Below are 22,401 nucleotides of genomic sequence, written 5' to 3'. Positions count from 1 at the left end.
GATAACAACAACGAATAAGCCCGGCAACGGGCGGTTGTCGCCTGAGCCACTCCTGCGGGAGTGGCTTTTTTTCGCCTAGCGTTTTACCTTGGCAAAGCGGTAAGGAACGGCTTGCTCCGCGCCAAACACCTGCGCCTGGCGATTGCCCAGCGGTAGCATCACGCGCCGCCCCCCTTCCAGCAGCAGGGCCAGGTCGGCGCCGGGAAAACGCTGCGCCAGCGCGGCATGGTCTTGCCGGGCAATGGGGGCGGCGGGAATCACGATGCGGTAATCGCCGTCGCCAAAGTCCAGCAGCAGTGCGGGAACCTCATCCGGCCCCGGCAGCGCCGTGATGCGCAGGCGCACGCTCCCCTTGACGAGCTCGCAGGCCGCCCACAGGGGCACCTCGCGCGCCAGCTTGCCTGCCTGCAAGCGCGGGGCTTGGCCCTCTTTCGCCGAGCTCAGCAGGACATCGGGCGGCGCTGCCGACGCCGCCCCATCGACGGCCAGCAGCCAGCCCCGGTAGCGTATCAGCGCGCCCTGCGCGGTGGCCGTGACGGAGCCGCCCTGCGCCACGGGTTCCTTGCCGGTAGGCAAGCGCAACGGCGCCGCCTGTGCCGCCAGGCAAATCCACCACACCAGCACCGCCATCGCCGTCCTGCCCATGCCGCCTCCTTGCCCGTGAAACGTATTCATACCACAAGTGAGGCGCCCCCCTCCTGCCGCACATCAAGGCAGCGGCGCCGGTGCTACAATTGGCGCCTCATGGGCGTACTTACCCAGCGCGCCTTCCCCCTCCCAGACTCAGACCGCTATGCCATCAGACTTGCGCACGACCTACGAACTCGGTAACCACAACCAGACCACAACCTGGCTGGAATGCATCACCTTCTACAAAGATCTCGCCGCACGCTATCCGCAAGTGCTGCATTTCGAACAGATCGGCCTGTCCGACTCGGGCGTACCGATCCACGCTGGCGTCGTCAGCGCCGATGGCGTGTTTGACCGCGAACAAATCAAGCGCGCAGGGCGCACCGTGTTCTTCAACAATAACGGCATCCACCCGGGCGAGCCGGAAGGCATCGACGCCTGCATGGCCATCGTGCGCGACCTGTGCACGGATTCTGCACGCCTGGCGGCGCTGGGCAGCACCGTGCTGCTGTTCATTCCGGTCTACAACGTCGATGGCAGCCTGAACCGCGCCAACACGTCGCGCGTGAACCAGGATGGCCCGGAGCAATTCGGTTTCCGCGGCAACAGCCGCCACCTGGACCTGAACCGCGATTTCATCAAGTGCGACAGCCTGAACGCGCAAGTGTTCAACCGCCTGCTGGCCAGCTGGGACCCGGACGTGATGGTCGACACGCACACGTCGAACGGCGCCGACTACCCGTACACGATGACCCTGATCCACACGCAGACGGATAAGCTGGGCAATGGCCTGGGACCCTTCCTGCAAGACACCATGCTGCCGCACATCTTTGCGGCAATGGAAAGCGCCGGCTGGCCCACCTGCCCGTATGTGAATCCCGTCAAGGACAGCCCCGACCACGGCATCGCCGAATTCCTCGAAGTACCCCGTTTCTCGACGGGCTTTGCGGCCCTGCATCACGTCATCGGTTTCATGCCAGAAACGCACATGTTGAAACCATTTGCCGACCGCTACGCTTCCATGCGCGCCCTGCTCGACATCACCATGGCCTTCACGGTCAAACACGGCGAACAGATCAAGCAGTTGCGCGCGCAAGCGAAGGCGGCGGGCCGCACGCAAGCCCAATGGCCCATCCACTGGACCATGAACGAAGCACAACCGTCGACCTTCCCCTTCAAGGGCTATGCGGCGCAATACACGGCTAGCGTGCTGGGCGACTACCAGCGCCTGTCCTACGACCGTTCGCAGCCGTGGGAGCGCGATATCGCCTATTACAACCGCTTCGATGCGGACGTCACCGTGGCCGCCCCCAAAGCCTACGTCGTGCCGCAGGCGTGGCGCGAAGTCATCGAGCGCCTGCGCTGGAATGGCGTCGACATGTCGCGCATCACCGCCGAACAGACGGTAACGGCACGCTACTACCACGTAAAAAACGTCGGTACGCGCGCCACGGCCTACGAGGGCCACATGTTCCACGACACGGTGGAGTTGGAAGCGCGCACGGGCGAATTCACCCTGCAGGCGGGCGACTATGTGGTCAGCCTGGACCAGGACAATGCGCGCTACGCCGTGGAAACCCTGGAACCCGAGGCGCACGACAGCTTCTTCCGCTGGGGCTTCTTCAACAGCGTGCTGGAGAAGAAAGAAGCGTTTTCCGATTATGTGTTCGAGGACATGGCATCCGAATTGCTGCGCGACGAACCGGCGCTGGCGGCAAAGTTTGCCGACTGGAAAGCGGCGAATCCCGCCTTGCTGAGCAATCAGGAAGCCGTGCTGGATTTCATTTTTGAACATTGCCAGCGCTTTGCCGAGCCGGAATGGCGGCGCTATCCCGTCATCGCCCTCATGTAACTCGGGACTGTAGCGAATGCAACATCCTGGCGCCGCATCGGAGACCCCGCTGCGGCGCCTCTTTCTGTGCTCTACCCACAAGGTACACCCATGCACTACGCACTGAACCTGCGCACCTTTATTTACAGCCATTATTTTTACCTGGGCTTGCGCGTGGCGATCGGCCTCGTCGGCCTGACCTTGCTGACCCTGGAAATCAGCGACAGCGCCACCGCCATGACGGTGTGCATCGGCGCCCTGTGCACGACCCTGATGGACATGCCCAGCCCCCTGCGCCACAAGTTCAATGAAATGCTGGCCTCGGTGCTGCTGTGCAGCGCCGTGACGCTCCTGATCAGCCTGTGCGGCCCCGTGCACTGGCTGCTGCTGACCGTGCTCGTGCTCGTCAGTTTTCTCGCCAGCATGATGGTGGTGTACGGCAAGAAATCCATGCCCTTGCAACTGGCCGCCCTGTTCATCATGACCATGTCGATGGAACACCAGATGACATGGCAGCAATCGTTTCACCATGCGGGCCTGTTCATGCTGGGGGGATTGATCTATCTCGCCTACGCCATGGCCATCGCCTGGGTCTTGCGCCACCGCATCAAGCAGCAAGTGCTGGCCGAAGCCCTGTTCGAACTGGCCGCCTACATCGACATCAAGGCCGATTTCTACGACACGCGTTTTAACCTGACGGAGCAGTTCAACAAGCTGGTGCGCCATCAAAGCATCCTGGCCGACCGCCAGCAGGCGTCGCGCGACTTGATCTTGCGCAGCCACAAGAACAGCAAGGATGCCATCGTCGTGCAGGTGCACGTCTGCATGCTGGATCTGTATGAACTGATCCTCTCCACGCACACGGATTACGCCCTGCTGCGCCAGCACCTGGCCGACTCCGACGTCTTGACCTCCCTGCACGACCTGGCCTACAAGGCGGCGCGCGACATCGAATCCGTGGCCTACGCCGTCACGCGCAAGCGCGCCTCGTATGCGCAGATCAGCTACGACAAGGAATGGGGCGATATCGAGGCGGAAATTGCCCGCCTGCAAGCGAAAGGCGACGGCGCGCAGGAAGCGCTGGCCACCCTGCGCGCGCAGCGCAACAAGATCCGCGCCATCCTGAAGATGATCGGCGAATTGCACCTTGCAACGCAGAAAGTCTACGCCGACGTGCCATTCTGGAGCGGCGCGGACATGGCGCCGTTCCTGTCGCAGCAGAAATACGAACTGAAAACCCTGCTGTCGAATCTGCGCCTGGATTCGCCCGTGTTCCGCTTCGCCCTGCGCGTGTCGATGGCCATTTCGGTGGGATTGCTGATCGGCCACTGGCTGCCGTACGCGGCGCACAGCTACTGGATCGTCTTGACCATCGTCATCATCCTGCGCCCCACCTTCAGCATGACGCGCCAGCGCCGCGCCGACCGCATCATCGGCACCATCATCGGCTGCGTCATCACGGCCATCGTGATCCGCTTCGTGCACAGCAATATCGCCCTGATGGCCATCCTCTTCCTCTCCATCGTGGCCACGCCCACCTTCATCTATTTGCGCTACCGCTACACGGCCATCGCCGTCAGCCTGATGATCTTGCTGCAAATGCACCTGGTGGCGCCCAGCAACCCCAATCTCGTCAGCGAGCGCCTGATCGATACCCTCATCGGTGCGGCGGTCGCCACCGTGTTCAGCTTCGTGCTGGCCAACTGGGAATACCAGAGCCTGCCACGCCTCGTGCGCCAGGTACTGAACGTGAACCTGAGCTATATGCAAGCCAGCTTCGAGCTGCTGCAGGGCAAATGTTTTGATGATTTCGCCTACCGCATCGAACGCAAGCGCCTGATGGACAGCCTGGCCGCGCTCAGCTCGGCGCTGGTGCGCATGCTCGACGAACCGGCCAGCAAGCAGCGGGCCGTGGAAGACATCAACCTGTTCATCGTGCAAAATTACCTGCTGGTGGCCCACGTGGCGGCGCTGCGCTCCATCCTGGGGCGCCATGCCAGCCAGCTGCCCGTCGCACCCGTCAACGCCTTGCTCAGCCACAGCCATACGCAAGTGTGTTTGACCCTGTCGCGCGCGCTGGACCAGCTCGACAACAAGGCCACGATCAGCGCACCGTTGGCGGCCCCCGCAGCACCGCCCGTCAGCGAAGTGGACTGGTCGGGCTGGCCGCTGGTCAAAAGACGCATCCGATTGTTGCAGGCAGATGCCGACAAGATCGTGGTGCATAGCGCGGCGATCGTGCACATCGTGTCACCACGCTAAGCCGGCACATCTTACTTCAGGTAACGCTCGAACCAGCCGATGGTGCGCTGCTGCAAGTCGCGCTGGTGCTCGGGCTTGCGGAAAGAGTGCCCCTCGCCATCGTAGATGAACAGGCTCGATGGCACGCCCATGGCGCGCAAGCCGTGCCAGAATTCCAGCGACTGGGCGGCAGGCGTTTCCACGTCGCGCTCACCCACGTAGATCAGGGTGGGCGTCTTCGCTGCCTTGATCGATTCAATGGGCGAAGCACGGCGGTAGACCTCGGGCTTGTCGTACGCGGAGGCGCCGAAGAAGGGGATCATCCACTGGTTGATGCCGTTCTGGCCGTAATAGCTGATCCAGTTCGCCACACCCGCGCCCGCCACTGCCGCTTTGAAGCGGTCGCTGTGCGTGACGCCCCACATGGTCATGAAGCCGCCGTACGAGTGGCCGATCAGGCCCAGGCGCTGGCCGTCGACGGGCGCCACTTTTTGCACGGCATCGATGCCGGCCAGGATGTCGCGCCAGTCACCGCCGCCAAAATCCGCCATGTTCGCGCGCGTAAAGGCCTGGCCCTGGCCAAAGCTGCCGCGCGGATTAGGCAGGAAGACAAAATAGCCTTTCTGCGTCAATTCCTCGATCACGGTGGCCGCTTCCACGTAGCGGGGCGCAGCGGCAGCGCCCGGTCCGCCGTGCACGTTGACGATCATCGGATACTGCTTGCCCGCGTCCGTCTGCAACGGCCCCAGCAGCCAACCTTGCACCCGGTATTGCTCATTGCTCCAGCCCACGTTTTGCACGCTCACCCGTGGCGCAAACTGGTCATTGTCATGCGTAATCTTTTTCAGCTGGCCGAGCTGCCCCGCCACCAGGTGGCTGGCGTGCGTAAAATCTTCCTGCACGGCCGCAGCCTGCCGGCCATCGGCACTGAACGACAGGCGGCCATCGCTGCCGCTGCTGCTCAATTCACCGAGCAACACGGGCTGGGCTGGGCCGGCCTGCGCGTCGACGGGCACCAGCGCCAGCTGCGAATCGATCAGGGCCGTCGCCAGCAGGCCGGCGCCGCGCCAGACGACGCTATTGAAGGTACCGCGGTAGTCGGGAGTCAGGTTGCGCGGCGTGCCGCCGGCCAGCGGCACCGTATAAATGTCGCCGCCGATGGAGCCGAAGTCGCTCATCAGGCCGCCGATGAAGGCCACCGTCTGGCCATCCGGCGACACCGAGGGCAGGTTCAGCTGCATGGCCGGCGAGGCGATCACGCGCAGGACGCCCGAGGCCGCATCAATATGGCTGAGCTTGGCGACCCACCAGTTGCTGTCGCCATTGCCCTGCGCGCTGGTGGCCACGAAGCCGCGGCCATCGGGGGTCCAGTTGTATTCATACACATAGGTGTCGGCGGGCGACAGCAAGCGCAGCTCGCCGCCGCCGGCCGGCACCACGGCGATGCGCTGGGCGTCATCCTCGCTGCCCACTTCGCCCACCTGGCGCGCGCCCGCTTCCACGGCGCCGGCCAGCTTGCGCGCCCCCACGGTGGCCAGCAGGGCCAGCTGCTGGCCATCGGGCGACCAGCGCGCCGTACTGGCCACGCCTTTGATACTGATCAACATCCTGGCCTGCGCCTGTGTCATCGTGGCCAGATACAGATGCGCCTTGCCCGCCTTGGCATCGTAAGCGATGAAGGCCAGTTGGCGGCCGTCCGGCGACCAGCTGGGCTTGTCGTAGGAACACGCGGCGCAAGGATCGAACTGTTGCACGATGGCGCCGTTGGCGGCGTCGCGCACGATAATGGCCGCATGCGGGCGTTGCGGCTGCTCGCCCGCCTTGACGGACTCAATGGCGGCGATGCGCTGGCCATTGGCGGACAGGGCCACGGCGCGGTAATCGCGCAAGGCCGGCGCCGCGCCGTTCGCTGCAGGGGCTGCTTGTACCGCCACGCCCAGGAAGAGGCTTGCGAACAAGCCACAGATGACCACATCAGTTATTTTCATCATGTAAATTCCGGTTAGAAATAAAAAAACCGCCGGCAAGCGCGGCGGTTTCTGAGTGAACAACACAACATCACTTGGCTTGCTTGCCCAGGTGCGAGTGCCGCACGCTGTACAGGAAGTAAATGGCCACCGTCACCGCCATCCAGATGCTGAAGACGACAAACGTCGTGTGCGGCAAGTCGCGCATGATGTACAGGCAAGCGAGCACGCTCAGGCCGGGAATCACGTAAGGGCCAAAGGGCACGCTGAAGCCTTCGATGCGGTTGGCGCCCTGCTTGCGGCGCAGCACGGGCACGGCGATCGACACCACCATGAAAGCCGTCAGGGTGCCGATGCTGACCATGTCCCACAAATATGTCGCGTCCACCGTGCCCGCCACCACGGCCACCACCAGGCAGACCATGATGGTATTGCTGACTGGCACCAGGGTGCGCGGGTGGATTTTCTGGAACGATTTCGGGATCAGGCCATCGCGGCTGACGGCAAACAGGATGCGCGTCTGGCCGTAGATCGTCACCAGGGTGACGCTGAAGACAGAAATGACGGCGCCGGCCGACAGCACCAGCGCGGGCCAGGTCTTGCCCGTGACGTTTTGCAGGATCACCGCCAGGCCCGCTTCCTGGCCTTCGAACAGCTTGGCCTGTTGTGCGCCCAGGGCAGCCACGGCCACCAGCAGGTAAAACACGGTGACGATCAGCAAAGCGCCGAGGATGCCGCGCGGCACATTGCGCGTGGGATTTTTCACTTCGTCGCCGGCCGTGGCCACCGTATCGAGGCCGATGAAGGAGAAGAACACGGTGCCGGCCGCCGCCGTCACGCCCGTCATGCCGGCAAAGCCCTTGCTGTTGTCGGCATTGAAGAAGGGGAAGAAATTGTCGGCATTGAAACCGGAAAACGCGATGACGATGAAAAACACGAGGATCGCCAGCTTGATGATGACCATGATGGCATTCATCAGGGCGGACTCCTTGGCGCCGCGCAGCAGCAGGAAGCCGCACATGCAGATCAGGAAGATGGGCGGCAGGTTGATGTGGCCGGCCCGAAATTCCATGCCGTGGGGGCCGGACACGATCATCGGCGTGCGCAGCATCTCGGGGATATGCCAGCCAAACGCATTTTCCAGGAAGTTGTTCAGGTACGATGACCAGCCGATGGCCACGGCACTGCCGGCCAGCCCGTATTCGAGCAGCAGGCAGGCAGCCATGATGAAGGCCAGGAACTCACCCACGGTAGCGTAGGCAAACGAATACGAGGACCCGGAGGCGGGAATGCGGAACGATAGTTCCGCATAGCACAAGGCCGTCAAACCGGCCGTGATGGCGGCGATCAGGAAGGACAGGACGACCGACGGGCCTGCCTTGGGCACGGCTTCGACCATGGTAAAGAAAATGCCCGTGCCGATGGTGGCACCGACGCCGATCATGGTGAGGGAAAACAGGCCGATGGAACGGCTCAAGCCACTACTGCTGAGGCCTTCACCATATTCGACCGTGGTATCGATCGGCTTGGTGCGGCAAATTTTCTGGACCAGGGTTTGGCTCACTAGACTTCCTTTATGAGGCATGCATTCGTATACATGACGGGTAAAAACACTTAAAAACGGCGCTCCGGCCCTACCTGGCAAAAAACCGGAAAGATGGCGTCCATTTTCAAAACTAAGCGATTATAGGGCTTTCATCGGCTCAGCTAACCAGAACTTTGATGTAAGGAAACAACGTCAGGCAGGCGCCATCAAACGCGCACTGGCGCTAGCGCTGCATGGAATTGCCAATATTAAAGAAAAAGCGCGCCGCTGCAAGAGTAGGGGCGCGCTTTTGATTCAGCTCAACTACGCTGGATTACTTTTTACCGTGCGGCACGTCGGCCGGTGGCCAGCCTGCTTCGTAGCCTTGCGGCACTTCATCGCGGCGCTCTTTCGGCGCCAGGCCCAGCACGTAGTACAGCACCGTCAGCAGGATCAGCCAGGCTGGTCCGATCATCAGGGCGATGCGCGTATCGGGGAAATACGCCATCAGGCCGATCACCAGCGCCAGGAAGGCCAGCGAAATCCAGGAACCGTACGGCGCGAACGGCATGCGGAAGGCCAGGTTCTTGATTTCCAGCGGGCTCAAGGTCTTGCGGAACTGGATCTGCGTCACCAGGATCACGCCCCAGGTCCAGACGGCGCCGAAGGTGGAAATCGAGGTGACCCAGATAAACACTTTCTCCGGCACCATGTAGTTCAGCAGCACGCCGATCAGCAGCGCCACGACGGATACGAGGATGGCGCGGCGCGGCACGCCGCTGGCCGTCGTTTCCGCAAACGCTTTCGGCGCCTGGCCTTGCAGCGCCAGGTTGTACAGCATGCGGCCCGTGCTGAAGATGCCGCCGTTGCACGAGGACAAGGCCGCCGTCAGCACGACGAAGTTGATGATGCCGGCCGCCGTCTTGATGCCCAGGCGCTCGAAGGTCATGACGAACGGGCTGCCCGAGGTGCCGATTTCATTCCATGGGTAAATCGACAGGATGACGAACAAGGCGCCGACATAGAAGATCAGGATGCGCCAGAACACGGAATTGATGGCGTCCGGGATCGATTTCTTCGGATTGGCCGCCTCACCGGCCGTCAGGCCGATCATTTCCACGCCCAGGTAGGCAAACATCACCATCTGCAAGGACATCAGCACGCCCTGCGCGCCGTTCGGGAAGAAACCGCCATGCGTCCACAGGTTGGAAATGCCGACGGCCACGCCGCCATTGCCGAGACCGAAGATGATCATGCCCGTGCCGCCGACGATCATCAGGATGATGGTGACGACCTTGATCAGGGCAAACCAGAATTCGAACTCGCCGTAGGCTTTCACGGCCAGCAGGTTGATGGCGCCCATGGAACCCAGGGCGGCTAGGGCCCAGATCCAGCGCGGCACGTCCGGGAACCAGATGCCCATGTAGATGGCGACGGCGGTAATTTCCGCCACGCAAGTAACCAGCCACAGGAACCAGTAATTCCAGCCCGTCAGGTAGCCTTGCAGGGGGCCCAAGTAATCCTGGGCATAGCGGCTGAACGAGCCGGCCACCGGGTTGTGCACGGCCATTTCGCCCAGGGCGCGCATGATCATGAAAATGACCGCGCCACCGATAATATACGACAGCATGATGCCGGGACCGGCCATCTTGATTGCATTGCCGGAACCCAGAAACAGGCCCACGCCAATCGCGGCACCCAGCGCCATCAGGCGGATCTGCCGCTCACCCAGGCCGCGGTGCAAGCCCTCTTCACTCGTTTTCATTACGTGTCTCCGTTTTTTCTTGAATACAGCTCTCCCTCCACCCCGATGGCGGTTCCGCTCTTGCTGGAATGGAGGAAAGGGCTGGCCGGCGGCTGAGCGCCGGCATGCTCATGTGGTCAGGCTACTGCCTCAGGCCAGTTCGGCGATCAGTTCGATCTCGACGCAAGCGCCCAGCGGGATTTGCGCCACGCCGAAGGCGGAGCGGGCGTGCTTGCCGCTGTCGCCGAAGACGTCGACGAACAGCTCCGACGCGCCGTTGGTGACCAGGTGCTGTTCCGTGAACTCGGAGGTGGAATTGACCAGGCTCATGACTTTGACGATGCGCTTGACCTTGTTCAAGTCTCCGCCGCAGGCGTCTTGCAGGGTCGCGATCAGTTCGATGGCGATGCCGCGTGCGGCCACTTTGCCTTCTTCCGTGGTGACATCCTTGCCCAGCTGGCCAACCCAGACCTTGCCATCCTTCTTGGCCAGGTGGCCGGACAGGAAGACGGTATTGCCCGTGCGGGCATGCATCACGTAGGCTGCGGCGGGCGCGGCAACGACGGGCAATTCGATGTTGAGGGCCTTGAGTTTTTCGTAAAACGACATGCTATTTCTCCAAGAAAACAATATAAACGAAACCGACATTCATCAACAGCGGGGCACGGATGAAGACGTCCCGGCAGCGCGGTGATGCAGCGCCAACAGTGCCAGATTAAACGTCATCATATTGGTGAACCGGCAGTTTTAGTTCACAAATAGGCCCGGTTATTCAGTGGATTATACCGACAATCAAACAAAATTCAGCATCGTTTCATGAAGCATGCTCTACAGGCATGAAGCGTGACTTTTTTCATTCAATTGCCATTTATGCAATGTCAAGCCCTGCGGATCAAGGTTTATCGCCGCCAGAAATGCCTGGTCATGCGATACCACAAGTAACGCGCCCTGATATTGTCCCAGCATCAGCTCCAGCGCCTGCAGGCTGGCCAGGTCCAGGTGATTGTCCGGTTCGTCCAGCAGCAGCAGTTGCGGCGGCGCCTGCGCATACAGTTCGGCGGCCAGCGCCACCTTCATGCGCTCGCCCCCGCTGAGCAAGCGGCTGGGCAAGGTGGCGCGCGCGCCGGCAATGCCCAGCAGCGCCAGCCGCGTGCGCAGCTCGCCTTCCGCCACGCGCGTATTGCGCGCTTGCAAACGCTGCACGGCACTCAGCTCGCCGTCGCGCGCGCCCGCATGCTGGTCCAGCCAGGCGACCCGGGCATGGCTGCGCAGCGCGCCACCGGCAGGCGCCAATTGGCCCGCAATCACGCGCAGCAAGGTCGACTTGCCGCTGCCATTGTCTCCCGTCACGGCCAGGCGGCACGGGCCGCTCATGACCAGGTTCAGCGGCCGGGCCTGGCCATACGGCAAGACCAGTTCCCGCAGCTCCAGGATTAATTTCCCGTGCGGCACGGCGCTGTCGGGTGCCAGCAGCAGGCGTTCGGCCTCGGGCGCGCAGCGGGCGCCGGCGTCCATCACCCTTTGCCGGCGCGCCTGCTGCGCTTCCTGCGCGCGCAGGCGCAGCTTGCCCTGGCTATCCTGGCTGCGCTCCTTGCGGGCATCGAGCAGCAGCTTGCTTTGATTGCCTTCGCGGCCATCCCGCTCGCCGCGCGTCACCCGCTTCTGCTGGCGCTCGGCCTGTTGCTGCGCTTCGCGCTGTTCGCGTCGGGCAACGGCCTTTTCCGCCTGCAAGGCGGCGGCAAGGCCGGCCTGCTCCAGCGCGCGCTGCTGCGCATACAGGGCGTAGTTGCCGCCATAGCTGCGCAAGCCCTGCGGCGACAGTTCGACGATCGCATCGACGTGCGCCAGCAAGCCGCGGTCGTGGCTGACCAGCAGCAAGCCGCGCGGCCAGCGCGCCATCTGCGCCACCAGCCGCGCGCGTTGATGGGCGTCAAGGTGGTTGCTCGGCTCATCGAGCACCAGCCAGTCCGCCTGCGATAGCCAGGCGCCCTGCAGGGCGATGCGCTGGCGTTCGCCGCCGCTCAGGCTGGCCGTGGGCGTGCCGGCATCGACGTGGAGCAGATCAAGCTCGTCGAGCGCCTGGCGCAGACGGACGGGGGCATCCCAGCGCTCGCCCACCACGGCGTAATCGGCCTCGTCGACCGAGCCGGCGGCGATGCGCTCCAGCGCGGCCAGCACGGCGTCCATGCCGGCCAGCGCCGCGACCGTGGGGTAGCAGTGCGGGTCCAGCTCCTGCGGCACGTAGTGCACGCTGCCGTCGCAGCGCACGGCGCCGGCAGATGGCTGCGCCAGGCCCGCCAGCAGGCGCGCCAGCACGCTCTTGCCGACGCCGTTATCGCCGACGAGGCCGATACGCTGCGGGGCAAAAGATAATTGCAAATCGGAAAACAGGGCGCGGCCATCGGGCAGCACGCAGGAAAGGCGGTCGAGTTGTAGTAATGCAGGCATGGATACTCCTTGTATGTGCAGACAGGGCTGGCGAACCCGCGGGCGCAATGGGGCGCTGGCGGGAAGGGCGAGGCCGTGCACAGCACGGCAGTATCAATGGCGCATGTCGAAGTGTCCTGGAGGAATGAGGTAGGGAAACGCGAGTGTAGCAGAACGGGCAATGATCCGCTCAGCGCTGGCCCAGGGTCGTGTCGCCGAACAGCTGCTTGTATTCGCGCGGCTGCGAACGCCAGTACTGGGGCGGCGCCTGCACCTGCGCGCCCAGCTGGGCCGCCGCATGCCAGGGCCAGCGCGGGTCGAACAGGATGGCGCGCGCCAGCGCCACCATGTCGGATTGACCTTGCGCAATGATGTCTTCCGCCTGCAGCGCTTCCGTGATCAAGCCGACGCTGATGGTGGGCAAGCCGCTGTCGCGCTTGATGCGCTCGGCAAACGCCACCTGGTAGCCTGGCCCCACGGGAATCTGCTGCTGCGGAGAAATCCCGCCGCTGGAGACGTGGATGAAATCGGCGCCCAGCTGCTTGAGTTCCTGCGCGAAGCGCACGCTTTGCTCGATTTCCCAGCCGCCATCGACCCAGTCGGTGGCGGAAATGCGCACGCCCACGGCCACGCTGGCGGGCACGGCGGCGCGCACGGCTTCATAGACTTCCAGCGGAAAACGCATGCGGTTGTCCAGGCTGCCGCCATACGCATCCGTGCGGTGATTCGACAGGGGCGACAGGAACTGGTGCAGCAGATAGCCATGCGCCGCGTGCAGTTCGATACCCTCGATACCGAGCGCATGCACGCGCTGGGCGGCGGCGACAAAGGCGCCCTTGATCTGCAACAAGCCCATCTCGTCGAGGGCGATCGGCACCGTCTCGCCCGGGGCATGGGCGATGGCGGACGGCGCCACCGTTTGCCAGCCCCCGTCGGCCAGGTGCACGCAGGCGCCGCCCTGCCACGGCGCGCGGCTCGACGCCTTGCGTCCCGCATGGCCCAGCTGCACCACCAGGGGCATCGGAGAGTGGCGGCGGATGGCCTGCACCACATTGGCCAGCGCAGTCTGATTCGCGTCCGACCACAGGCCCAGGTCCTCGGCCGAGATGCGCCCCTCGGGCGAGACGGCCGTCGCTTCCGTCATCAGCAGGCCCGCGCCGGACAGGGCCAGGTGGCCCAGGTGGATCATGTGCCAGTCGGTGGCGTTGCCATTGTCGGCCGAGTACTGGCACATGGGGGCGATGGCGATGCGGTTGGCCACTTGCAAGGGCCCCAGCGCATACGGCGTGAATAACTGGCTCATGGCGGACTCCGGAAAGGGTGAAGCACCGATTCTACTGTGCTTTACCAATCCGGGCTTACACCTGCTTACGTTTGATACAGCGCCATGTCTAGCCTTGGGACAAGGAGGCCGTTAATCTGGACACATCAACAACACCCGCAGTGCCACCCCAGGAGAACCCATGAACACGACGACTACCGCCAACCGCATCCACCCCTTGATGGCCGGCGCCGCCATTTCCGTCACGGTCCTGTGCCTGGTGGGTGCGGCGTCCATCGCCGGCATCCTGCCCAATTCGCGGGCGAATGTGCCGGCCACGCCTGCCGTACCGGCCGATGTGGCGGCCATGACGCCAGCCAACGCTGCTGCCCTGGCAGCGCCCGTGGCAGCCCCGCTGGCCGCTCCCGTCGTCGCGCAGGCGGCGCCGGCACCGGCACCCGTCGTGCACAAGCGTGTCGTGCACCAGACGCAAGTGGCGCAAGCACGCCCTGCCTACAATGACGATGGCTACCGCGACACGGCCTACCGCGAACCCGTGCGCCAGCCGCAGCCGGTGCCTGCGCCGGCTCCCGCCCAGCCCAACTACGTGGGCATCGGCACGGGCGCCGTCATCGGCGGCTTGATCGGCAACCAGGTCGGTGGCGGCCGCGGCAAGGCGCTGGCGACGGTGGCCGGCGTGATCGGCGGCGGCATGCTGGGCAATGCGGTGCAGAACCAGGTGCAGCAGCCGCAACGTTAAATTAAAAACCTGCTGCGCGGCGCGCTTTGCGGCCTGCGATGTTCACTGTGCTTCAGCACAGTTGCGCTTCTCGGCCACAAATTATCGCCGCCCGCGACGGTTTTTCAGGCCTGTCAATCGTAAGGACCAAGATAGTCGAGCTTGCCCACGGCCACGCCATTGTTTCGCAAAATGGCGTGGACCATGGAGACGTGAAAATAGAAGTTGGGCAAGGCAAAGCTGAGCAGGTAATCGTCGCCCGAGAATTTCTTGCCTTCGTCGGTCCAGTTCAGTACCACTTCCTTCTGCGCGCTGCCCGCCATCTGGCCTGCGTTGACGCTGTCGATGTAGGCGATGGTATTGGCGATGCGCTCCTGCAACTGTTCGAACGACGCCTCGTTATCCTCGAACTTCGGCGCCGGCACGCCGCTCAGGCGCTCGACGGACATCTTCGACGTGTCGCTGACGCGCTGCACTTGCGCCGTCAGGTCCAGCATGTCGGGCGCCAGCTGCGCACCCAGCAAGATCTCGGGCACGATGCCGCCTTCCTCCGCATGCGCCTGGCCCTTTTCCAGCAAGGCCGAGACGACGCGCAAGCCGCGGATGAAGACGGGGATGGTTGCCTGATACATGGACACGGACATGGCGAACTCCTGATAGTGAACGATGAGCCAGTGTACCCGAGGCGCCGCCCGCGGGTGCGCACCGAACGCCAGGCAAAAAAATGGCGCCAAACGGGTTTCCCCGGCTGGCGCCAAATGCTGTGTGAGGGCTGGACGATCAGGCCACGCGCACCACCATCAAACCGGCACGCAAGCCCACCCGCACGTCCGGGTTGGGAAACACCACCAGCTCTTCCGCATGCTGCACCGTATAGACATGGTCGCCATCGCTGGCGATCACGGCGTGCTGCGGCAGGGACGTGAAGTTCTGCGTGCTGCGATCAAAAGCCATGCGGAATTCATCGCTGTGCTTGATGATTTCCTGCGCCACCTTGAACACGTGCGGTTGCGCCTTGAGCGCTTGCGCCGGCAGCCCGCGCAGCAAGCCGTCCAGCGCCCGCGACACGTCGTCGAACAGGGACAGATCGTTCTGCCCCAGTGTACCCACCCGGCCCAGTTCCACCGTGCTGGCAGCCGCGCCGAAATGCTCGGCCGAATAATAGCTGTAGGTGCCGGCCGATTGCGGGTTCATGATGATGGCGCCGATGGCCGCCTGGCCCAGCCAGGCTATCAGCTGCGCCTTGGCCGCGTCGGCCACCAGGTCCGGCACGATGGCAAACGTGGGATACACGGAAGGCCGGATGGCCGTGTGCAGGTCCAGGTGCCAGCGTTCCGGCCCCGCCGCGTCGAAGAACGCCTTGGTCGCGGCGATCATTTCATCGGCGCGCGCGCTTTCCGCCGCCTGCGCCAGACTGCCCCGCGCGGGGCGGAACATGCGATTGAGGTCGGCGTCGATGAAACGCTTGCCGGCCCGGATCGCATCGACATTGCCCACGCAGACGAGCAAATCGACGGCCAGGGCCGGCGCATCGCGCGACAGGGCGTCGAGCAGGTGCGCCAGCACTTCGATCGGCCCCGTCTCGTCGCCATGCACGCCCACCGAGACGGCCACGCTGGCGCGGCCCTCTCCCGGCTTACGCACTTGCAGCATGCCGGGCGCCGGCAAGGCCACCGTGAAACCGGCGTCCGAGAACAGCTGCGCCACGGCGCTGAAATCGGCCTGCGCCAGCGCCTGGACGGCCGGCGGCAAGCCGCCGGCGCCCTGCACTACCTGTGTTACTGCTGGTGTTGCTGCTTGCGTCATTACACGGCCGCTTCCGCTGTCACTTTGTTCACCGCTTCGGAAAGCGTCCACACATCCAGCATGGCCTGCTCCAGTTCCGTTGCCGCCACATAGGCCGACAGGCCCAGTGCGCCCGTCACCGCATCGACGGCCTGGCCGGCGTTACCTTGCTCGGCGCGCGCCAGCACCTGCGTCAGCAGACGCTGTTGCGTGCGGCGCAGGGCTTGCTGCGCGTAGTTGCGCAGCTGTTCCTGCGACTTGCCTTGCGCGGCCAGCTTCAGGCCACGCTCCAGGGTATCGATGCCGGCCTGGCTGCGCAGGGCCAGGCCCACTTGCAGGAAGGCCGCTAGGTCCATCGAGGCCGGACGCGGCACGGACAGGGCCGGGAACAGGAAGCCGGCGACGACTTCCAGCGCATCGACCGCATCCCACGCTTGCACGAAGGCCGGCGTCAAGCCCGGCACCAGCGCCGCTTCCGACTTGATGCCGACCGCTTTGAGCAGCTCGCGCTTCGATTCCGCGCCAAACAAACGCGTCAGTTCAGCCAGGCCTGCACCGCGCAACTGCTCGGCCGGCACGGACAGCACGCCGGCAATCATCGTTTGCTGCAGCACGCGCGTTTGCGCATCGACCTTGATCGACACTTCGCGCGGCACCGTCAGGGCATCCGCGTCGAGTGCGTCGAACACGGGCGCCAGGTTCAGCGCCACCCATGCCTGGCCCCAGGCCAGGATCACGGTCGACTCGTCAACGCCGTGTTCCGCCGCCAGGTCGCGGATCATCAGCGGGCCGCAGCGGTTGATCACTTCATTGGCCAGCACGGTCGCCAGGATGGCGTTGGCCAGCGGATGGTCCAGCGCCGAACGGGTTGCCACCAGCAGGGATGGGAAGTAGGGCTTCAGCACCGGCTCGGCCCACGTTTCGTCCGTCAGCGGCAGCGCGGAGAGGATGCGCTTGAAGCGGTTCTTCACGTTGGCGATCACCACCGCCAGTTCCGGCGTCGTCAGGCCACGACCGTCGGCCTTGCGGCGCGCCAGTTCGGCCACCGACGGCAGCTGCTCCAGTTCGCGCGACAGGGCGCCTTCTTCTTCCAGGCTGGCGATCAGGGCGGCGTAGCCATCCTGCACGGCGCTCTCGCCTTGCGCCTGCAACTCGCGCACCAGCAAGTGCGTCTGCTGCGTGTTGTCGCGCAAGACCAGGCGCTCCACGTCATCCGTCATCGCATACAGCTCGCGATTGCGGTCGGCTTCCGTCAGCTTGCCTGCGTTGACTTCCACGTCCAGCCAGATTTTCACGTTGACTTCATGGTCCGAGCAATCCACGCCGGCCGAGTTGTCGATCGCATCGGTGAAGATGCGCCCGCCCGCCAGCGCGAACTCGATGCGGCCGGCCTGCGTCGCACCCAGATTGCCGCCCTCGGCGACGACCTTTACGCGCAGCTCGTTGCCGTTGACGCGGATATGGTCATTCGCGCGGTCCTTCACCTGTGCATGGCTTTCCGTCGAGGCCTTGATGTAGGTACCGATACCGCCGTTGTAGAACAGGTCCACCGGGGATTTCAGGATGCGGTGCATCAGTTCTTCCGGCGCCAGCGACGTTTCCGCGATATCGAGTGCGGCGCGGATTTGCGGCGACAGCTCGATCGTGCGGGCGGAGCGTGGATACACGCCGCCGCCTGCCGAGATCAGCTCCTTGTTGTAGTCATCCCACGAGGAGCGCGGCAAGGCGAACAGGCGCGCGCGCTCGTCGAACGAGACGGCGACGTCCGGTGTCGGGTCGAGGAAGATGTGGCGGTGGTCGAACGCGGCCACCAGTTTCAGCTGGCGCGACAGCAGCACGCCATTGCCGAACACGTCGCCCGACATGTCGCCCACGCCGACCATGGTGATCGGGGTGGTGTTCAGGTCGTGGTCCATTTCATAGAAATGGCGCTTTACGGCTTCGAAGGCGCCCTTGGCGGTGATGCCCAGCTTCTTGTGGTCGTAGCCGTTCGAGCCGCCCGAGGCGAAAGCGTCACCGAGCCAGAAACCGCGCTGCACGGCGATGCCGTTGGCGATGTCGGAGAACGTGGCCGTGCCCTTGTCGGCAGCCACCACCAGGTAGGGGTCGGCGTCGTCGAAGCAGACGGTATCGACTGGCGGCACGATGTTGCCCAGCGAGCGGTTGTCCGTCACTTCCAGCAGGCTGGAAATGAACAGGCGATAGACGGCTTCGCCTTCGGCCGCGATGGTTTCGCGCACGGCGTCCTGCGGCATCATCTTGCAGACAAAGCCGCCCTTCGCGCCGGCCGGCACGATGACGGCATTCTTCACCATCTGCGCCTTGACCAGGCCCAGCACTTCGGTGCGGTAGTCTTCCATGCGGTCGGACCAGCGCAGGCCGCCGCGGGCGACCGGGCCGCCGCGCAGGTGCACGCCTTCGAAGCGGCGCGAAAAGACGAAAATCTCGCGGTACGGGCGCGGTTCCGGCACCAGCGCCAGGCTGCTGGTGTCAAACTTGAAGATGATCTTGTCGCCTTGCTGATTGTTCTGGAAGTAGCTCGTGCGCAGGGTGGCGGCCATCAGGTCGGCCAGCGCGCCGAGGATTTCCTCGGTGTCCGCATGGTTCACGGACGGCAAGCCGGCCTTGATGGTGGCGATGGCCTCCAGGGCAGCCGCGTGCTGCGCGTCCGACAGAGACGGGTCGAAGCGCTGCAGGAAGGCGTCGACCAGGGCTTTCACGTGGGCCGGCTGCTTGCGCAGGCTTTCGGCGATATAGCGCACCGAGAAGCGGCTGCCCGTCTGGCGCCAGTAGCTGGTATAGGCGCGCACCAGTTGCACTTCGCGCGTCGACAAGCCGCCTTCGATGACCAGGCCATTCAGGCGGCCATCTTCGGCCGTATCGTTGAACAGGGCGGCGAACAATTCCTGCGCCACGGCGACGACGGATGGCTGCGCCAGTTTCGCCGCGCTGGCGGCATCGACCGTCAGGCTGGTGACGAAATAGCGCGTGCCGTCGGACAGCGACACCGAATATGCCTGTTCACGGTCGATGGCCACGCCCGCGTTGTGCAGGGCCGGCAGGATGGTCGACAGGGACGGCACCTTGTTGGCCGAGTACAGGCGGATGGTGGTGACAACACCCGTCTCGATGCGCACGGCCACGTGCGATGGATCGGTGTTGCGCAGGATGGTATCGAGGTCGCGGAAGGCGACGGCCGGCGCGGTGGCGGCCACGTAATCGAGCGGCAAGGTGGCGCAGAGCTTGCGCAGGCTGGTGCGCAGGGCCACGTCGGGCACGGCGTCGGCCACGGCCGCAAAGCCGTTATGCCAGCCATCGAGCACGCCCAGGAGCGGCTGCTCGATATCCGTTTCCAGGTCCAGCGGGTAGCGCGCGGCGTGGGCGATCAGGTAGACGCGCGCCAGGGGGCCGTCGGCCACCAGGGTTTGCGTGCTCACGTGCGTGGCGCCGGAACTGGCTTGCAGCGCCTTCGCCAAGCTCGATGCCACGCTGGCGCTGTAGCGCTCGCGCGGCAGGTAGACCAGCACGTTCAGGTGGCGCGCGTACACGTCGCGGCGCGCGAAGACCTTGGTGCGCGGCTGCTTGTACAGCGAGACGACGGCGCCGCACACTTGCGCCAGCCAGTCGAGGTCCGCTTCCAGCGCTTCGGTGCGCGGCAGCGATTCGAGGATTTCGCGGAATTTCTCGGCACGGAAGCCTTGCTGGCGCACGCCGGCCAGGCTCAATACCTTGGCCACGCGGCCGCGCGCAAAGGGCAGCGCCGCCAGCGGGGTGGAATTGCCGGCGCGGGTAAACAGGCCGACGAAGCAGTGTTCGCCCAGGATGGCGCCTTGCGCATCCGTATCGCGCACGCCGATGAAGTCGAGCTGCTGGTCGCGGTGCAAAGTGCCCGCCACGTCGGCCTTGACGATGGACAGCGCCGATTCGCGCTTGGCCAGGGTGTCGAAGTCGCCCGGGATATTCGCTAGGCAGGTGCCGTACACGGGGTGCGCCGTGTCCTGCAGCACGCCGACGCGGCTCGGGATGTCGCGTTCCAGTTCGCGCACGCCCGGCTTGACGCGGTAATACGCATAGCCAAACACTTCAAAGCCGCCGCTGCGGGCCCATTCCAGGAAGGCAGCCACTTCCGCGCCTTCTTCGCCATGCTGCGATGCAGCCGTGGCGACGGCGGCCAGGCGCTCGCTCATGGCGGCGCTGTCACGGCGCACGACGGCAGCGTCGCGCGCCACCATGTCGATGGCGGCGACCAGGGCGGCCAGCGCATCGGGCTCCAGCTCTTCGTCGAGCAGCACCAGCACATACGATTCGAGCGGGTCGCCAGGCTGACGTACCGCTTCCACGCTGCCATCAAGAGCGCGGCGCACCGGCAGCACGGTATTCATCACGCCGCGCACGGCCAGGTGCTGGCGGCGCATGGCCATGACGATGGAGTCGACCAGGTAAGGCATGTCTTCGTTCAGGATCAGCAAGGCGCTCGCCATGCCGCCACGGCCATCCGCATAACGCAGGGTGGCGATCTGGCAGCCGCTGCCCGTACGCTTGGCTGCCTGGGTAAAACCGTCGACCAGCACGGGCGCCAGGCTGCCGGGCGCGATATCGGCCAGGTCTTCGGCATCGAGCGAATCGAGCCATGCCTGCACCAGCTGCACGACAGGCGCTGCCGCCTTGCCCGCACTGCCAGCCGCGTTAACCAGCTCCAGCGTTTGTGTACGCAAATCTTGTGGCGTGTGATTCATCTTGCATCTCCATTACGGTCATGTGAATGTCCAACGCTGTCGTTCGGGCTTGTGGCTGGGCGGCAGCGGTGTCAAGAGACGGGGGTCGCCCGTCCAATTCTGTCTGTGCTACGGATAGTCTGTCTCGGATTTTTTTCTGTGTGTTTTTCTATCGCCTACAAGTCGTACAATCCCGGTAAGTTGAGGATGATCGTCAATTCTTCAAGCGCCGCGTGCACTTCCAGTGCCAGCTGCGGGTCGGCCAGGTCGCTCGGCTCCAGATGATCACGGTAGTGCTTCTCCACCCAGGTCACCAGCCGATGGTACAGCGCTTCCGTCATGATCACGCCCTGGTGCATGGCGCGCGCTTCATTTTCCGTCAGGGCCACGCGCAAGCGCAGGCAGGCGGGCCCACCGCCGTTGCGCATGCTCTGGCGCAGGTCGAAATGAATCAGTTCATCGATCGGGCCGCCGCTGGCCACCAGGCCTTCCAGGTAGCGCGACACGGCGCGGTTTTCCTGGCATTCCTGCGGTATCACCAGCCCCATCTTGCCGCCCTCTTTCGTCAACAGCTGGCTGTTGAACAGATAGCTGCTGACGGCATCCGCGATCGGCACCTGGCCCGTGTCCACGCGCAAGGCCTGCAGTTCCGCCCCGGTGGCAGCGACGGCGCGGCGCAGCTGCGACAGGCTGGCTTCTTCGTCGGCAAACGCCTGCTCGTGATAGAACAGCACATTGCCGTTGCCGACGGCGATGACGTCGTTATGGAACACGCCCTGGTCGATCACGTCCGGATTCTGCTGCACGTACACGGTGCGTTTCGCATCCAGGCCATGCAGGCGCGCCACGGCCTGTGACGCTTCCAGGGTCTGGCGCGCAGGGTAGCGCTTCGGCGATGGCGCCGATGGGTCGAACTCCACGCGACCATACACGAACATTTCAACGGATGGCGCGCCGTGGCCGGCGCCCAGGCGCGTATGGTTGGCCGCGCCCTCGTCGCCAAAGGCGGGCGTCGACGGCAGCGCCTCGTGCACGGCAAAGTGCCTGTCGTCGCTGAAGATGGCGCGCAGGCTGCGCGCCGACTGCGCGTGCTCGAAGGCGCGGTGCAGCTTGTTATTCAGGTTGGCGGCCGTGAAGTGCACGCGGCCATCCTGCGTGTCGGCCGACGGGCTGACGGTGGCCGCATTCGCCGTCCACATGGGCGAGGCGGAATACGCGCAAGCCAGGATGACGGGCGACTCCTGGTAGGCGCGCGCCAGCACCTCGGCGTCCGTGCCCGTGAAACCAATGGAGCGCAGCAGGCGGAAGTTCGGCCGGTCCTGCGGCGGCAGCAAGGCTTGCGCAAAGCCGCGCGCGGCCAGGGCGCGCATCTTGGCCAGGCCCTGCAAGGCGGCCTGCTTCGGATTCGAAGCGCTTTTCACATTGCTGAACGAGGCTACGTTGCCGAACGAGAGTCCCGCATAGTTATGCGATGGGCCGACCAGGCCGTCAAAGTTGTATTCGCGCGTGCTGTGCATGGAGATTCCTTGATAAATC

Annotated in this window: 14 protein-coding genes; 3 read left to right on the top strand and 11 right to left on the bottom strand. The window is 64.4% G+C overall.

Annotated elements, in window-relative coordinates; genetic code table 11:
- Positions 1 to 75: 75 nt before the first annotated feature.
- Positions 76 to 645, bottom strand: a complete 570-nt coding sequence (locus AC07VL_RS04755) for a hypothetical protein (RefSeq protein ID WP_494804821.1) — start codon at positions 643 to 645, stop codon at positions 76 to 78.
- Between the two features lie 148 nt (positions 646 to 793).
- Here AC07VL_RS04755 and AC07VL_RS04750 point away from each other — a divergent pair, with 148 nt between their 5' ends.
- Complete coding sequence (locus AC07VL_RS04750) at positions 794 to 2,482, top strand: M14 family zinc carboxypeptidase (RefSeq protein ID WP_494804820.1); 1,689 nt, start codon at positions 794 to 796, stop codon at positions 2,480 to 2,482.
- A gap of 90 nt (positions 2,483 to 2,572) precedes the next feature.
- Positions 2,573 to 4,723 carry an FUSC family protein gene (locus AC07VL_RS04745; protein ID WP_494804819.1) on the top strand — a complete coding sequence of 717 codons (2,151 nt, stop codon included), beginning with the start codon at positions 2,573 to 2,575 and terminating at the stop codon, positions 4,721 to 4,723.
- 11 nt (positions 4,724 to 4,734) lie between these two features.
- Here the strand turns inward: AC07VL_RS04745 and AC07VL_RS04740 are convergent, their stop codons facing one another.
- The 6 genes from AC07VL_RS04740 to AC07VL_RS04715 all read right to left on the bottom strand — a co-directional run bounded on the left by AC07VL_RS04740 (position 4,735) and on the right by AC07VL_RS04715 (position 13,668).
- Entirely contained in the window at positions 4,735 to 6,693 is a 1,959-nt protein-coding gene (locus tag AC07VL_RS04740) for a S9 family peptidase (RefSeq protein WP_494804818.1), read from the bottom strand.
- 67 nt (positions 6,694 to 6,760) lie between these two features.
- The gene (locus AC07VL_RS04735; RefSeq protein ID WP_494804817.1) at positions 6,761 to 8,233 is read right to left on the bottom strand and encodes an amino acid permease; all 1,473 of its coding nucleotides are present in this window, start codon (positions 8,231 to 8,233) and stop codon (positions 6,761 to 6,763) included.
- A 295-nt stretch (positions 8,234 to 8,528) separates the two neighbouring features.
- Positions 8,529 to 9,959 carry an amino acid permease gene (locus tag AC07VL_RS04730; protein ID WP_494804816.1) on the bottom strand — a complete coding sequence of 477 codons (1,431 nt, stop codon included), beginning with the start codon at positions 9,957 to 9,959 and terminating at the stop codon, positions 8,529 to 8,531.
- Between the two features lie 129 nt (positions 9,960 to 10,088).
- A complete protein-coding gene (locus tag AC07VL_RS04725; RefSeq protein WP_494804815.1) occupies positions 10,089 to 10,547 on the bottom strand; it encodes a RidA family protein in 459 nt (152 codons plus the stop codon).
- A 219-nt stretch (positions 10,548 to 10,766) separates the two neighbouring features.
- Positions 10,767 to 12,386 (bottom strand): ATP-binding cassette domain-containing protein, encoded by a 1,620-nt coding sequence (locus tag AC07VL_RS04720; protein WP_494804814.1) that lies wholly within the window; start codon positions 12,384 to 12,386, stop codon positions 10,767 to 10,769.
- Positions 12,387 to 12,555: 169 nt separating this feature from the next.
- Positions 12,556 to 13,668 (bottom strand): NADH:flavin oxidoreductase/NADH oxidase, encoded by a 1,113-nt coding sequence (locus tag AC07VL_RS04715; RefSeq protein ID WP_494804813.1) that lies wholly within the window; start codon positions 13,666 to 13,668, stop codon positions 12,556 to 12,558.
- A 160-nt stretch (positions 13,669 to 13,828) separates the two neighbouring features.
- Here AC07VL_RS04715 and AC07VL_RS04710 point away from each other — a divergent pair, with 160 nt between their 5' ends.
- Positions 13,829 to 14,386, top strand: coding sequence for a glycine zipper 2TM domain-containing protein (locus AC07VL_RS04710; protein WP_494804812.1), 558 nt, complete (start codon positions 13,829 to 13,831; stop codon positions 14,384 to 14,386).
- A gap of 113 nt (positions 14,387 to 14,499) precedes the next feature.
- Here the strand turns inward: AC07VL_RS04710 and AC07VL_RS04705 are convergent, their stop codons facing one another.
- The 4 genes from AC07VL_RS04705 to astB form a co-directional block, all read right to left on the bottom strand.
- Positions 14,500 to 15,009 carry a DUF1993 domain-containing protein gene (locus AC07VL_RS04705; protein WP_494804811.1) on the bottom strand — a complete coding sequence of 170 codons (510 nt, stop codon included), beginning with the start codon at positions 15,007 to 15,009 and terminating at the stop codon, positions 14,500 to 14,502.
- A gap of 136 nt (positions 15,010 to 15,145) precedes the next feature.
- Positions 15,146 to 16,171, bottom strand: coding sequence for a succinylglutamate desuccinylase (locus tag AC07VL_RS04700; RefSeq protein WP_494804810.1), 1,026 nt, complete (start codon positions 16,169 to 16,171; stop codon positions 15,146 to 15,148).
- On the bottom strand, positions 16,171 to 20,886 hold the full coding sequence (locus AC07VL_RS04695) for an NAD-glutamate dehydrogenase domain-containing protein (RefSeq protein WP_494804809.1): 4,716 nt from the start codon (positions 20,884 to 20,886) through the stop codon (positions 16,171 to 16,173). Before AC07VL_RS04695 ends, AC07VL_RS04700 begins: the two co-directional genes overlap by 1 nt.
- Before the next feature lie 155 nt (positions 20,887 to 21,041).
- Positions 21,042 to 22,382: an N-succinylarginine dihydrolase gene (gene astB, locus AC07VL_RS04690; protein WP_494804808.1), complete on the bottom strand. Its 1,341-nt coding sequence runs from the start codon at positions 22,380 to 22,382 to the stop codon at positions 21,042 to 21,044.
- Positions 22,383 to 22,401: the final 19 nt, after the last annotated feature.

It is taken from the genome of Janthinobacterium sp. GW821-FHT03C08, from assembly GCF_059420905.1.
The sequence above is the reverse complement of the archived record's forward strand: the minus strand, read 5'-3'. Positions and strand labels throughout refer to the sequence as shown.